Raw genomic sequence first — 14,599 nt, 5'->3', positions numbered from 1 at the left:
ATTCAAATATTACGCCGACTTTTAAAAATGCCATAAGGGGATTTGCTTGTCCGGATTCAGGATTTTGCTTTAAGTCCTTAAAGGGGAATTCAAATTAGAGGTTTAGCGTTATTTCGAACGGACAAAGTTTGTCAGTGTCCTAATCTGGAACGAGAATTTTTTATCAGGAGAGTACAAAACATGTTTAAGGCAACTTCGACGTTAACACAGACGAAAAGAATCACCCTTGCACTGACTATGACGTTCGCAGCCGCTACGTTGTTTACGGCCTGTGGTAGCGATGACAATTCTGACACCATTCCAACCCCTGAAACGGAAATGAGCTCCGAAAATCAGAGCAACATAGAAGCGATTGAAGAAACCCCACCGAGCGCACCGGAAGCTCAAGTGGTGATTGAAAACGAACCTGCCGCTGAACTTGATCAGACTGATACCACCGTGGTGACTGAAGAAAATAACCTCACTGGAACACCAGATGATACAACCGCTCAAACCGATGAGCCAAAAAGCGAAGGAGCAGAAACCCACTTCGTGACGGCACAAGGCATGGTATTTAATCCGCTGGTCGTCAAAATTAATCCTGGTGACTCTGTGTCCTGGCGCAATATGAGTACACATAACTCAGAATCCATTGATGGCTTGATTCCGGAAGGTGCCGAGAAATGGAACTCACCGATGAGTGAAAATTACCAACGGACCTTCACCGAGGAAGGTATTTACGTATACAAATGCACACCACATATTGGTACAGGTATGGGCGGTGTGATCATCGTAGGTGACCCAGTGAATCTCGAACAGATTAAAAATGCCGATGTGACTGGCGGCGCTGGGCGTTTGGTCAGAAAGGCTATATCTGAAGCAGAAAGCATGTAATTCCACGATCAGATGGCTTGACCAAAACACTGGAGAACGCCATTGAGCAAATAATGATTAGCGTTAAATCCACGGTTCTTAACGAAGATTCCTCCCAGTTCCATAAAAAAAGGCACTTATTTTAAGTGTCTTTTTTATATCTGTTGATCAAGTCGAAAACCCTGGCAAACAATAGACTCACTATCTATCGGATAACGTTGAACTTTTTTAATAGATCGTACTCTGAAGTTATTTACCAGTAATGGAATCGTTAAAATGACTGTTAAACCCCGAAGAAGTAGCGTATCAGAGCACGCCATAATCCATAGTCAGGCTGAATTGGATCGACTGATCAATGAATTAGATGCGCAAGAACAACATGAGTTAGAAATGAGCCGTCGATTTGGAAGAAAACCAAGGAAATTGTCTGGAAAGTCTGCCCCCTTACTGCTTGCAAAAGCTTTTCAGAATATTCAAAAGTAAAACTGAAACATACATTATGCTTAAAAACACTTAAAACACATCTTTTTTTCGGCCATACACGTTAGATTATGGCCACGATACTGAATAAAACTGGCACGTATTTATGAGTGCTTTTTTTATGTCTGAAATTTGAGATTTAAAATGCGATTGCCTGCTTGAATACGGAAAACTCACCCACAAAAAAGCCCCCTTTCGGGGGCTTCTTGTTTTGCATTATTTCAAATCTTAACGATTGCAGATGTACATCGTTACTTCGAAACCGAAACGCATGTCCGAATATTCTGGTTTAGTCCACATGATAATCACCTCGTTGGTTGTTTTGTTTGTCTTACGGTTCTCATATTACGCCGACACACAAAATTGCCATAAGGGGATTTGCTTGTCCCGGCTCAGGATTTTGCTTTATGTGCAGAGTCTATTCAGGCTTCAATAGCCACTTTTAATACCCCGTCTCGCTGATGCGAAAACAAATCATAGGCTTCGGTGATGTTTTCCAGTTTGTACCGGTGCGTCACCATGGGACTTAAATCCAGTCTGCCGTGGGAAATAACATCCATCAGACGTCGCATGCGTTCCTTACCGCCGGGGCATAAGGAAGTGATGATTTTATGGTCGCCTAGTCCTGCAGCAAATGCGCCTAACGGAATCGTCAAATCCGATGAATACACGCCAAGACTCGATAATGTGCCACCGGGTTTCAAGACGCGCAGCGCGGCTTCAAAAGTGCTCTGTTGTCCGAGGGCTTCAATCGACACATCGACACCCCGTCCGCCCGTGAGTTTGAGTATTTCGGCAACCACATCATCTTTTCGGTAATCCAGTGTGACATCTGCGCCCATTTGTTTTGAGATAGCCAGACGTTCATCCACCCCATCCACCGCAATGATAAAACTGGCACCCTTTAATCGCGCCCCGGCTGTGGCACACAAGCCAATCGGGCCTTGAGCAAATACCGCCACAATATCGCCAATTTTAATATTGCCAGATTCCGCACCGGCAAATCCGGTCGACATAATATCCGGACACATCAGCACCTGTTCATCGGTTAAATTATCTGGGACGGGGGATAAATTTGCCTGGGCATCGGGGACCAGAAGGTATTCGGCCTGTGCTCCATCAATCGTATTACCAAACCGCCAGCCGCCCATGGGCTTGTAGCCATGAGAGTGTGTTCCACCATCCTGTGCCGAGCAACCATCCTGACAGGCATAGGACGTATAGCTGGGACAGATTGCACCGGCTATTACCCGCTGTCCTTCATGGTAGCCGTGAACATTTTTGCCCAGCTTTTCAATAATACCGACGGGTTCATGACCAATCGTCAGACCTTTTTCAACGGGATACTCGCCTTTCAGAATATGCACATCCGTGCCACAGATAGTTGTCGTGGTGATTTTGACAAGGGCATCATTGTCGCCAATCTCCGGGATAGGTTTATCGTCAATCTCGATCCGGCCAGGCTCAATAAAAATAGCTGCTTTCATCATGTTTGCCATAACACTACTCCTCGTAAATGCCTATCAGGCTCTCTTGTAAAGAGAGCAATAGAAGCAGCCTAGATCTTTTAGCAGTGTGTGTCATTGACCCAGATCATTTCCGGCAACACTTGCCACTCAGTAAATCAGGCTCTGTGGTGAAATTTTCAGTGGCAGATAAAAAGATGTCAGGCAAAAGCCTGACAAAAGACAACGAGAGAGACAACGTCAACGACCAGAAGAATCTTCTGTTATGTCTACTTATCCGCCTTATTCACTGGAAAAACCGTGAATTATTTCCGATATTTGAAATATCCCTGTTCAAATGCTCAAAAAGTTGCGTTTGCTTCATACTTAAGGTCCGTTTACCAGGCTGGAAAAACCGGCCTATGTAAATACGCCGCGAAACAGCGTCAGTTATTGGAGCATCTGGCTGTATTTGTATGCGTCATTTTGGTGCGTCACGCACCTTCTTCGCTCGCAGCCAGCATGACTCCGCCACACCGTCAGCCCTTTATAAACTCAGTAACACAGGTCTGTGCTTGTTTTGCTGAATTTTGCATTTTCTATGATAATTGGACAGCTTATTGCTTATGACTGTGGTTGGACAAAAGAACTTAATGGTCGTGTTCTGTTTCGTCGCTCTACTCATGATCAATCTTTACGAAATTAAGCTTCTTACAAACTTAAACATGAATTAACAATCACCGCATAAAGGATATTGAAATGAGTGGAAATGAGTCGCGCCTAGCAGCAATTTCACAAATCACCAACCGCGAAAAGATCGCTGTAAAAACCCCTGAATCGTTAGATAAGATTTGGGCAACGGATGTATTCAACCTGGCCACTATGGAACAGGCATTGAATAAATCAGCATTTAAAGCGGTTAAACAAACCGTGCAAACAGGTGCACCACTCTCACCGGCAGTCGCCGATGTTGTCGCTGCAGCGATGAAGAACTGGGCTTTATCCAAAGGCGTGAAGTTCTTTTCTCATATTTTCTATCCCATGACCAATATCACCGCTGAAAAACATGACGGTTTTATTGTGACCAATTCTGAAGGGAACGCGATTACCGAATTCTCAGGCAGCTTATTGATTAAAGGTGAACCGGATGGTTCATCATTCCCGAACGGTAGCCTGCGCATGACCAATGCCGCACGCGGTTATACCGCATGGGATCCAACCAGCCCGGCGTTCATCATGCATACCGAAAATGGTTCAACGCTGATGATTCCAAGCGTGTTTATGTCATGGACCGGTGAAGCGCTGGATAAGAAGATTCCGTTACTACGCTCCAATGCCGCCTTGGATAAAGCCGCTCAGAAAGTACTGAAGTTAATGGGCGAAACCGACGTCGCTACCTTAAGTTCAAGCTGTGGTGCCGAGCAGGAATACTTCTTGGTCGATATCAATTTCGCTAATGCCCGCCCTGATTTATTGTTAGCGGGTCGTACCTTGTTTGGTGCTTCACCAGCAAAAGGTCAGCAATTTGATGATCATTACTTTGGTGCGATTCCAGAGCGAGTACAAATCTTCATGCAGGATTTTGAAGATCAGCTGTATCGTCTGGGTATCCCTGCCAAAACGCATCATAACGAAGTGGCTCCGGGCCAGTTTGAAATTGCCCCGTATTACGAGTCTGCCAACATCGCTGCCGACCACCAGCAGTTGATGATGACGTTGATGAAAAGCACGGCAAAAAAACACGGTTTTATGTGCCTGTTGCATGAAAAACCATTCGCTGGCGTCAACGGTTCCGGCAAACACGTCAACTGGTCTGTCGGGAATGCTACACAAGGTAACTTACTGGATCCCGGCAGCACACCACACGATAACCTCAACTTCCTGTTGTTCTGTGGTGCGGTGATTCGTGGTGTACATAAATTTGGGCCATTGCTGAGAGCGGTTATTGCATCCGCATCAAATGACCACCGTTTAGGTGCCAATGAAGCACCGCCAGCTATTTTGTCTGTTTACCTGGGTGACCAGCTGGAAAAAGTGTTCCAGGACATTAAAGACGGCAAAATCGCCACCTCGAAACAAGGTGGTGAAATGGATCTGGGTCTGTCACAAATCCTCAAATTTGAACGGGATCCGGGTGACCGTAACCGGACATCTCCGTTTGCCTTTACCGGTAACCGCTTTGAATTCCGTGCCGTGGGTTCATCACAATCCGTATCTGGCCCATTAGTCGCAATGAACACCATTCTGGCGGACTCGTTAGAGTGGGTAGCTGGAAAACTGGAAGCTGAACTGGCAAAAACCGATTCCCGTACCACTGCTGTTTTGGCCGTATTAAAAACGCTGATGGAAGAACATGGCAATGTCGTATTCGGTGGCGATGGTTATTCGGCAGAATGGCATAAAAAAGCGGTTGAAGAATGTGGTCTGAAAAACCTGCCAACCACCGCTGATGCACTTCCATACCTGCGTGATGACTCAATTCGTCAGCTGTTTTCATCAACAGGAGTATTTTCTGCCGCTGAACTTGAAAGCCGCTATGAAGTGTATGCCGAACAATATATTTTATCGATCGAAGTTGAAGCCAAACTGGTGGTCGAAATGGCTAAAACCATGATTTACCCGGCCGCTACGCAATATCTGGCTGAGCTATCAATGGCTAACAGTGGCATGGCCGATCTGGGTATTGAAATGGATAACGCCATTGCCCTATCGATTGCCAATGAAACCAATGCCATGATCGCAGCAGTTGCCGAACTTTCCAGCGCTATTAAACAACATGACTTTGAGTCGATTGAAGCGCACATGAATTTCTGCGCCCATGATATTCGTGGCTTAATGTTGAAAGTACGCGCTCACGTTGATGCTTTGGAAGCGGAAGTTGCTGATGATTTATGGCCTCTGCCGAAATACCGTGAAATGTTGTTTATTAAATAAACCATCACCTCAGTCACACGTAACAAAAAAGGGCCAGAGAATTTTCTCTGGCCCTTTTTTTGTATAGTTTAAACAAACCAAGTTGGCTTTTATTTTAACTCTCAATAGTTCTCTCGTTAACAAAGAGTCAACTATCGGAATCTGTAGCGGATTGCCTCAATTGTAGCGTATTGCTACAATCACTAAAACTGCATTGAGGAAAAATATATGGCTACTAACAGCATACGATTGGATCAAGAACTGATTGAAAAGGCCACCATTATGGCCAAAGCGCTTAACCGAACTCCACCCAAGCAAATTGAGCATTGGGCCAAAATCGGCGAAATGATGGAAGATAATCCCGATTTGCCTTACGAGTTTGTTAAGCAGGCTATCATCGCCAAAGCAGAGCGAGAAGCTGGCAAACTGGAGGTCTATGATTTTGGTTGAAGCCTCCCGTGTTTTACAGACCCCTAACTTCAAAAAAGCTGTAAAGAAACTTAAGCCCAACCAGAAAAAAGAGCTCGATTCGGCCGTCAGAGAACTTATGGCCAACCCCAACCTTGGCGAGCAAAAGAAAGGAGATTTGGCTTTTCTGAGAGTATATAAATTTAAAATGAGTAAACAACTTACTCTACTTGGCTACAGTTTTGATGATGGTGCCTTAGTTCTGGAATTAATGGCCTTAGGTTCACACGAAAATTTCTATCGTGATATCAAGCGCCTCAAATGAAGTTTTGGCATAGAAATCAATCCGAAAACTAGAAACCGTATCAAGCTGATTAATCCATCCTACTTGGTAAAAATCAATCTTCTAAATCTCTCCTTTTTTCAAGGTAATTATCCCTAGCTGAACTGGCATAAATACTGCTCATTGAAAACCTAACGACACTCTACACGACGCAGGATGGCGCTTTATCAACAGCGAAAGCAAAGCGCTCGCACCGATAGAGTGCTGACTTCATTTTCGGAGACTGCCAATGTCAGATATGAGTGCACTAGATACACTATGGTTGTTAATTGCAGCGATGCTGGTGCTAATCATGCAGGGTGGCTTCCTGTGTCTGGAGTCGGGGCTTACCCGCAGTAAAAATGCGATTAACGTGGCACTTAAAAATGCGTTTGATTTGATCGTTGCTGCCATGCTCTTCTGGTTGTTTGGTTTTGGCATTATGTTTGGCGCCCATGAAGGCCTGACACTTGATACTCATTGGTTTCTTGCCGATTTTTCCAGAGATGAATTCTGGCACGCCAGTTTTTTCTTTTTCCAGTTAACCTTTTGTGCCACAGCAGCAACGATTGTCTCCGGTGCCATCGCTGAACGCAGTCGCTTTGTGGTTTACATCATCATCACGGCCTTGATCAGTTTGCTGCTCTATCCGGTGTTTGGTCACTGGGTCTGGAGCAGCGCCGTCAACGAATCTCCTGGCTGGTTGGAGGCGATGGGTTTCACCGTTTTTGCTGGCAGCACCGTGGTACACAGTGTCGGTGGCTGGGTAGCATTGGCCGCTGTAATTGTTATCGGGCCTCGAACTGGGCGTTTCATTCGCGGCCAAGTACAAAACATTCCAGGTAGTAATTTGCCGCTGGCGATATTGGGAATGTTGTTTTTTATGATCGGTTGGATTGGCTTTAATGGTGGCAGTACATTAGCTTTTACTACCGCCATTGCCGGTATCATCGTCAACACCATCATCGCAGCCGCTGCCGGGGGAATCACTGCAATCCTGTTGTCCAAAACGCAACAGGATAATAGCCAAACCACCTCTCTTACTATTAATGGCACTTTGGCCGGACTAGTCGCCATTACCGCAGGTTGTCATGTCGTTTCAACACCACAAGCAGCGGTGATTGGAAGCCTTGGCGCGCTGGTTATGTTTCTGGCAGAAAAACAGATGCACCGTATGCAGCTGGATGATGCTATTTCGGCAGTGCCAGTCCACTTGGTCGCCGGAATCTGGGGCACACTGGCCGTCGCTATTTTTGGAGATTTGCAACTGCTTGATACCGGCTTAAGCCGCTTTGACCAACTGCAAGTGCAATTACTTGGCATAGTCGCCTGTGCCTTGTTTATTTTTCCGCTGACAATCACCTTCCTCTTTCTGCTGAACCGTTACATACCTTTGCGCGTCAGTATCGAAGCCGAGCAGCAGGGACTGAATGTGTCAGAACATGGCGCGAAAACCGAACTGACTGATCTGCTTTCTGCTATGCAAACCCAAGAGCGCAGTGGTGATCTGAAACAGCGGGTACCAGTTGAACCCTTTACCGAAGTCGGACAGATTGCAACTCAATACAATCGGGTTATTGCGAACCTGAACCGTATGGTGACCCGCACCCGATTGATTGTGCGCGATATGCGTGACGGTGTTATCACCTTCTCCAGTCAGGGGATTGTGACTAGCGCTAATCCAGGAGCTGAAATTCTGTTCGGATTGCCTGCCCACCAATTGGTGGGACAACCCACTGAAGTGTTGCTCCATGAACAAAATAAACAAACCTTTTCGGCTATTCTGCCTGAAAAATTATTTGTCACTCTGGCCAGCAGCCAACAGTCGGGGCCTTATGAAATAATCGCCAGAAACGGTAAAAGTGAGCCTTTCACACTGGAGGTCACCACCACGGCCAGCCCAACCGAAGAGGGCGTGCAATACAGCGCCATGCTGAGGGATATCAGTGAAAGAAAAAAGATGGAAGATCGTCTGCATCGACATTCTGAGCTGGCTCAAGTGACGCTGGAAGCTATTACTGAAGCGGTTGTCACCTGTGATGCAGCTTATAAGATCGTCTACCTAAACCCGATGGCCAGTGAACTGCTGGGGCAGACATCCGAGCAAGCCTTCGGTAAACCGATTGACGAGATTATTCTGATTGAGGACAGTGAAGCAGATCCAGTTAACATCACGACATTGTGTAAGCAGTACTCAGATAAATCACCGAACTCCAGCCAAAAGCGTCTATTTGCTTTGAAAAACAAAAAAGGTGAAGAATTTGAAGTCCAACTCAACTGTGCACCCTTGTTGGATACCAATCGGCAAAACATAGGCTGGGTTGTGGCGTTACAAGACATTACTCAAAACAGCCGTTTAGAGAAGATGCTTACCTTCCAAGCGGTGCATGACACCCTAACTGGCCTAATCAATCGACGTGAGTTTGAAAAGCGTTTGGAATCGCTGATCTATGAAGCCCATCATGATAAAGCCGAGCATCTGCTCTGCTATCTGGATTTAGACCAGTTCAAATTGGTAAACGATACCTGTGGACATAGAGCCGGTGATGTTCTGTTAAAGCAGCTTTCAAATCTATTAAAACCCGTACTGCGTCAAAGCGATACTTTGGCTCGGCTGGGTGGTGATGAATTCGGGGTTCTGCTGACGCATTGTCCAATTGAAAAAGGGCAGGACATTGCCGAAGCATTACGAAAAACTGTTACCGCTTTTCGTTTTTCCTGGGAAGGCCAAGTGTTTTCAGTAGGCGTTAGTATCGGTTTGGTCAGTATTACCGAGGAAAGTGGCAGCCTCGATGAAGTGTTAAGTCATGCTGATGCCGCTTGTTATGCAGCCAAAGATCGTGGGCGTAACCGGGTGCATCTGTTCCAACCGGATGACATTGAGGCGCAAGAGCGCCAAGGCCAAATTCAATGGGCAAGTCGGTTACAGGAAGCACTCGATAAAGACCTTTTCCGGCTTTATTTCCAGACAATTGTTCCGCTGGAAAACAGCGAAAACACCATGCCGCATTATGAAATTCTGGCTCGAATGATAGGTCCAAAAGGAGAAATCATTCCGCCTGGAGCCTTTATTCCAGCGGCTGAACGATTTGGTTTAATGCCCAAGATCGACCAGTGGGTGATTCGCAATACGCTGTCATGGATGGGCGATCAACTTCGTCAGAACCAACAGCCCGTATTTTGCTCGATTAACTTATCCGGTGCCTCGATTGGTCGCGAAGACATCCTGCAATTAATTCAGGAACAACTGGAGAAGCGTAAAGTACCCGCAAATAATATTTGCTTTGAAATCACCGAAACCTCCGCCATCGCTGATCCAGCCAATGCCGCACGCTTCATTACCGAACTGAAAGGCTTAGGCTGCCAGTTTGCTCTGGATGATTTCGGTAGTGGCCTGTCTTCATTCGGCTATCTGAAACAATTACCGGTCGACTACTTGAAAATTGACGGTATTTTCATTCAAGAGCTCGCCAACAATCGGATAGATCAAGCCATGGTGGCTTCGATTAACAACATCGGCCATATCATGGGTCTAAAGACCATTGCCGAATTTGTTGAAGACGCTGCAACACTGAATATCCTGCGTCAGATTGGCGTGGATTATGTTCAGGGCTATTACCTGTCACGGCCAGAACCCTTGGAATCACTTATGAGTGTTCGGGTTATGCCGCGTTGAAATAAGGTAATTTAATATCCGCATCTTTCTGGTTCCCACGGTCCTCCGTGGGAATTACGTGATCCATTCCCACGCAGAGCATGGGAACGAGAAATTGCCCCTAAATATAACAAGCTGACCGCTCTAATCATTTGTGATTTTCGAAAAGTACTCATTAAAAGATTGCGTTAAGAAATTATCAAAATCATTTTGATTGCCCAAGAATTTGGCAAATGGAATTTTGCTGCCCATGAGGTTAGACAAAGCTGTTTTAGTTGCCAACTTATCCCCTGGAAGAGAAACATTCACATAATTGGGATTAGTCTTTGAGTGAATATGAAAGTGATAAATGGCCTTGGAGTTAGATTTACTGCCCTCATCAAGAATATCTACAAGCTCTGGATAAGCTATACACATCAGTTTTTCTTTACCATTTCTAATTCGAAATAGCTGTTGGTCACGAACTATGAATAAGACTTCATGTGATGCGTTCATAAGGTTTCTACAAAGTAAAGGTATAACATGGCTGCGTCCTGCACCGCAGAGGCGAAGTTGATTGAATTATTATGTGTTTGGCGAATTGTGGAACCTTTCGTATAAATAACAGACTTCATCTACGATTGGCTGGATTTCATGACGGACACCTAAAGTTTCGAAAACACCAACATCAATGTAGAAAGCCCTAAATAAATGAGCAGGAACACCTTCACTCTCTATTTGGCCACCAACATACGCTGGTAATACATACCCGACAATTGGCTTACTCCAAAGATATTTATCTAAGTTTTCCTCAAAGTGTTCAAGTAAGTTTCTGAGCGTACGGCTCTTTAGAGCGCTATCTTCGCTAAGGCCATAATGTTTCTTCAATGTTTCCGCTCGGTATTCATGTAAGCGATGCTTTCCCGGTTTAGGAGGCCAAAAATACCGAGATAACGCGCCAGCATGAATGAGTAGATTTTGGATTTGATCGAGAATTTCATCTTGCAGCTCCTCAGTCTTCTCGTAGTTTCCTTTAGTTTCATTCGTCATTTCAATAAAGCTTGCCAAAAAATCAATTGAAGCCATTGCTGCTTCAACGTTAAAACGAATGGCCTGCGAATAAAATGCAAGATGAGGAGGCTGAATGCCTCCATATTCTTTGATATCTCTTTCCAAATCATCCATTGAGATTAGACTTAACTTGGAGCAATGCCGCGCGCTGTAGGCGCGTTCCTTTTGAGCCAGAGTTAAATAGCTGAGTCGGATAGTAGAAATGGATACTCATGCTCACATAACAACTTGAGAAAGTCATAAATCTCCTGATCTCCTCGATTCGATTTTGAATGCCTAGAAATGCAAAGGTAATAGTTTAAATTTTTATGCTTTGCAAAAATAATCCATTCTCCGGTAAGTTTATTCTGCCTTGCTCTTTCCTTGTATCCGCTTATTACCATTTCGTGGGCAAGCCGGCCTTGCCAGCCAAATTTTGATGGATTTTTTTGTTCTTCCTCTATCACGTAAGAGCAAAGAGAATTAAATTTGGGGCTATTTTCAAATTCTAACCCCCAGTGATTTACCAGATTTCTAACCAAGAATTGTGCACCAGAAAAATGTGCTTTGAACAATCCTTTAAGCGGCATATGTTTGAATTGGTCAACTCGCTGTTTGCAACCACGACCGACACCTTCCAACTCTTGTATAACATCCGTAATCAGAAAAGAGTCGTGAGTTCCATGCTTACTAATTGAGGTGAGTTGAATCAATAAGAATTGACTTAGCCGATTCATATCAACACCACAAAACCCTACATGATTATTTCTAAAGTGAGTCACTTCATCTTCAGTTACATCAAATCCTTCAAACACATCAGAGGAAAAATTGTTCATACTGTCTAACGTCCGCATTTTCGGCCAGTTTGGAGCGACCAGTTCATGAACAAGTGTTTGTTAGATAATTCGCTCAACTAATCAACCTTAACGCCATATGTTCATTGTCTGACAGCCACAAAAAACTTTATTCCGATTCATCGGACAATACTCGATTGATTTTCACTAAAATGAAAAATCAATCGTTGTTGATTCAACTAAAATCCCATTAACTGATTTTGTTATAGGCGGATAACTTTCGTCAGGTTTGAGCACAACATTACGTTGAATTAAATGCGTCATATTTTCTTGATATAGATCAAAGCCTTGCACTTGCTTAATATTGAATCCACGTAATAGTTTGATTTCATAGGAAAACATGAAAGAATCATTTTTCAAATGTTGTACATGGATCCACGAATCACAATTTACTTTTTTCGTGCTGTAAATTGGGATGTGTTTTTTATCGGGATTAGTTGTTACCGAAACAAGATGCTGATAAATCCCAGTCTCTTTACATAAATCAAACTTACCACTGTAAGGAAACGAATCAATATTAATCGTCACTTGTCGGTCTATATCTCCTTGCCTTTTCAGACTAAATTTAACTAACCTACTGTCAGCAGTAACTTCCCCAATATGATGCTGTGCTTCCTTGTTAATTACATAGCTTTTAGTAGTTTGTGGGTTACTAGTAGCCGCACATCCCATAAGCGAAGTTATCAATAAAAGAATTCCAATTCTTTGCATACTCATCTACCTGTTAGTTATATAAAATTGGGTTAGATCCTAAATATCCCCAGACCAATGCTTTAATGTTGATTCTATACGTGCCAATAGATCATCATAGGTGATGATGTCGATGACATTTTTATATTTCCGCTTTATGACCTCGAAATCTTGACGCTGGGCCGATGATAAGCCGGTCTCTCGTCCCATAATTATTATTCCTCCAGGATTTGTTATCCTAATGGAAAATCCCGCTTCCAATTTCTCCCGAAAGTGCGATGTTAGTTTCTCTTCTCCTGTTCTGCCACATTTGTTCAGATAGTATATGTATTTCTCTAACTGCATTACTGTGCCAGATAGTTCGCGAAGAGGAATGTAGTTGTCCCGGTATGTGCGGTCTGTCACGATACACTTATCAAATGGTTTCTTAATTTCAATGATATCTGTATTGCCAGCCGAATCTACAAGTAAAAGATCAATACTTCTGTTTTTATTATTATAGGTATCGCGCACGGGCGCTTCTTTGAATACATGTATATATTTTGGATACAGCAGAAGGATAATTTGCAATATTTCTTCTTGCCACTGGGCTTCAGAATAAGATGATTCCGCTGCAAGCATGTCTTTTAGCTTAGCGAGTAGAAGCCTATATTTTTCAATCTCAGCAATGGCGACCAATTGATAGGTATTCGTACCTTCTATGCTTGCTCTTCGATTCATGTAATTTTGGTACTTTTCTTCATAGTCCTCTTTTAGAGTAAGGTAAGATGAAATTACGGCACCAACACGTGCATATGCATATCTTGTTAGTTCATATGAATTTGGGAAATTCTGTAATAATTTCGAAAAAGCGGTTTCAGGTATTGATGTATCGTCTTCGCCACCAATTCGAATATCTCCATCCACAAGATTATCCAATCTGGAAAAAATAGAAATATTCCGCTCTGCAATGAATGTCTTAGATGTGAGTTCAATTGCCTCATGGATATAGAGATTATGTTCGATTCCCATCACTGCTTTTGATAAGCAATAGTATTGTCCACTTTTTGAACCTATTTCGAATAGTACAGGGGCTCCTTTATCATTTGAATCTTCCTCAGACTGCAACTCATTTTTTGTGAGTGTAAACGTTCTTCTCAGCCTCACATCATTACCTTCTTCTAGCTCTGAATATATCCAGTTAGATGGTCTAAGATCACCGCTGTAGGAGAGAATAAGTCTTTTTTCTTCTTTTATAAATTCCAACATCCGTTGCAACTTCCTCCAAAACAAAAGCGATCAAAGGATCAGCCAACTTGATTGGCTTATTAGCCATTAAATAATGGAAAAACCACATTATTCATGAAGTTTGCCCCTTTCTCTGTATGAAGCCAAAACAAACCAGCTAGATTCAACAGTACAGTTACCCAATAAACATTTATAAACGCTTTCTTAATCGATTTATGGCGTAATTTCTTCTGAGCGATATAGGCTCCTGGCCAACCACCTATTAGAGAAAGTAAGTGCAAGGTGCTTTCTTGGATTCTCCATTGGCCATTTTGAGCCGCAGATTTATCCATCGCGTAAGCGATAAACGCAATCAGGCTCATGAGTAGATACATACCGACAATAACTAAAGGCAACTTCCCACTGAAGACGGCTATCAACAGTCCAATGAAAAAGATAATCGTAAAGACACTACCAAAGTCTCTTTGGCTTTTTACTTTTTCTCGTTTTTTTGACTTGTGGACGTCACGAGCAAATTGGATGTTTTCAGCTTTATAACGATTGTCATTATCGCGAGCTAATTCATAGATAATGACTTCGCCATTCACTGGTCTTCGGGATGGTGGATTAAAGGCCTTAATATGGACAAAAGCACGCTCGCCACCACCATTGGGCTCGACAAAACCAAAGCCTCGATCATCATTCCAGTTTGATATTTTCCCTTGCAGCTTCATGCTTTCCCTCG

At 43.7% G+C, this 14,599-nt stretch carries 14 protein-coding genes; 6 read left to right on the top strand and 8 right to left on the bottom strand.

Going from position 1 to position 14,599, the window contains the following annotated elements; all coding sequences use genetic code 11:
• The first annotated feature begins 180 nt into the window (after window positions 1-180).
• Window positions 181-873 carry a plastocyanin/azurin family copper-binding protein gene (locus tag B2W60_RS10610; RefSeq protein ID WP_292360750.1) on the top strand — a complete coding sequence of 231 codons (693 nt, stop codon included), beginning with the start codon at window positions 181-183 and terminating at the stop codon, window positions 871-873.
• A 255-nt stretch (window positions 874-1,128) separates the two neighbouring features.
• On the top strand, window positions 1,129-1,335 hold the full coding sequence (locus B2W60_RS10605) for a hypothetical protein (RefSeq protein ID WP_292360752.1): 207 nt from the start codon (window positions 1,129-1,131) through the stop codon (window positions 1,333-1,335).
• Between the two features lie 225 nt (window positions 1,336-1,560).
• On the opposite strand, the gene pqqA is transcribed toward B2W60_RS10605, so the two are convergent.
• Both pqqA and B2W60_RS10595 read right to left on the bottom strand, forming a co-directional pair.
• Window positions 1,561-1,632, bottom strand: a complete 72-nt coding sequence (gene pqqA, locus B2W60_RS10600; protein WP_081443609.1) for a pyrroloquinoline quinone precursor peptide PqqA — start codon at window positions 1,630-1,632, stop codon at window positions 1,561-1,563.
• Window positions 1,633-1,754: 122 nt separating this feature from the next.
• Window positions 1,755-2,831, bottom strand: a complete 1,077-nt coding sequence (locus B2W60_RS10595; RefSeq protein WP_292360754.1) for an NAD(P)-dependent alcohol dehydrogenase — start codon at window positions 2,829-2,831, stop codon at window positions 1,755-1,757.
• A 705-nt stretch (window positions 2,832-3,536) separates the two neighbouring features.
• Between B2W60_RS10595 and B2W60_RS10590 the strand changes: the two genes are divergently transcribed.
• From B2W60_RS10590 to amt, 4 genes are all read left to right on the top strand, one after another.
• Window positions 3,537-5,711 carry a glutamine synthetase III gene (locus tag B2W60_RS10590; RefSeq protein WP_292360756.1) on the top strand — a complete coding sequence of 725 codons (2,175 nt, stop codon included), beginning with the start codon at window positions 3,537-3,539 and terminating at the stop codon, window positions 5,709-5,711.
• A gap of 207 nt (window positions 5,712-5,918) precedes the next feature.
• On the top strand, window positions 5,919-6,140 hold the full coding sequence (locus B2W60_RS10585; protein ID WP_292360758.1) for a TA system antitoxin ParD family protein: 222 nt from the start codon (window positions 5,919-5,921) through the stop codon (window positions 6,138-6,140).
• Window positions 6,127-6,423: a type II toxin-antitoxin system RelE/ParE family toxin gene (locus B2W60_RS10580; protein WP_292360760.1), complete on the top strand. Its 297-nt coding sequence runs from the start codon at window positions 6,127-6,129 to the stop codon at window positions 6,421-6,423. The genes B2W60_RS10585 and B2W60_RS10580 overlap by 14 nt, the downstream gene beginning before the upstream one ends.
• 247 nt (window positions 6,424-6,670) lie before the next feature.
• Window positions 6,671-10,096: an ammonium transporter gene (gene amt / locus B2W60_RS10575; protein WP_292360762.1), complete on the top strand. Its 3,426-nt coding sequence runs from the start codon at window positions 6,671-6,673 to the stop codon at window positions 10,094-10,096.
• Between the two features lie 123 nt (window positions 10,097-10,219).
• Here the strand turns inward: amt and B2W60_RS10570 are convergent, their stop codons facing one another.
• The 6 genes from B2W60_RS10570 to B2W60_RS10545 form a co-directional block, all read right to left on the bottom strand.
• Window positions 10,220-10,570, bottom strand: coding sequence for a hypothetical protein (locus tag B2W60_RS10570; protein ID WP_292360764.1), 351 nt, complete (start codon window positions 10,568-10,570; stop codon window positions 10,220-10,222).
• A gap of 69 nt (window positions 10,571-10,639) precedes the next feature.
• Window positions 10,640-11,239 carry a hypothetical protein gene (locus B2W60_RS10565; protein WP_292360766.1) on the bottom strand — a complete coding sequence of 200 codons (600 nt, stop codon included), beginning with the start codon at window positions 11,237-11,239 and terminating at the stop codon, window positions 10,640-10,642.
• 62 nt (window positions 11,240-11,301) lie between these two features.
• On the bottom strand, window positions 11,302-11,940 hold the full coding sequence (locus tag B2W60_RS10560) for a hypothetical protein (protein ID WP_292360767.1): 639 nt from the start codon (window positions 11,938-11,940) through the stop codon (window positions 11,302-11,304).
• A 165-nt stretch (window positions 11,941-12,105) separates the two neighbouring features.
• Entirely contained in the window at window positions 12,106-12,669 is a 564-nt protein-coding gene (locus tag B2W60_RS10555) for a hypothetical protein (RefSeq protein ID WP_292360769.1), read from the bottom strand.
• A gap of 39 nt (window positions 12,670-12,708) precedes the next feature.
• Window positions 12,709-13,896 (bottom strand): Shedu immune nuclease family protein, encoded by a 1,188-nt coding sequence (locus tag B2W60_RS10550; protein WP_292360771.1) that lies wholly within the window; start codon window positions 13,894-13,896, stop codon window positions 12,709-12,711.
• Between the two features lie 59 nt (window positions 13,897-13,955).
• On the bottom strand, window positions 13,956-14,588 hold the full coding sequence (locus B2W60_RS10545) for a cold shock and DUF1294 domain-containing protein (protein ID WP_292360773.1): 633 nt from the start codon (window positions 14,586-14,588) through the stop codon (window positions 13,956-13,958).
• Window positions 14,589-14,599 lie beyond the last annotated feature (11 nt).

Source organism: Methylophaga sp. UBA2496 (assembly GCF_002341635.1).
Lineage (GTDB): Bacteria > Pseudomonadota > Gammaproteobacteria > Nitrosococcales > Methylophagaceae > Methylophaga.
The sequence above is the reverse complement of the archived record's forward strand: the minus strand, read 5'-3'. Positions and strand labels throughout refer to the sequence as shown.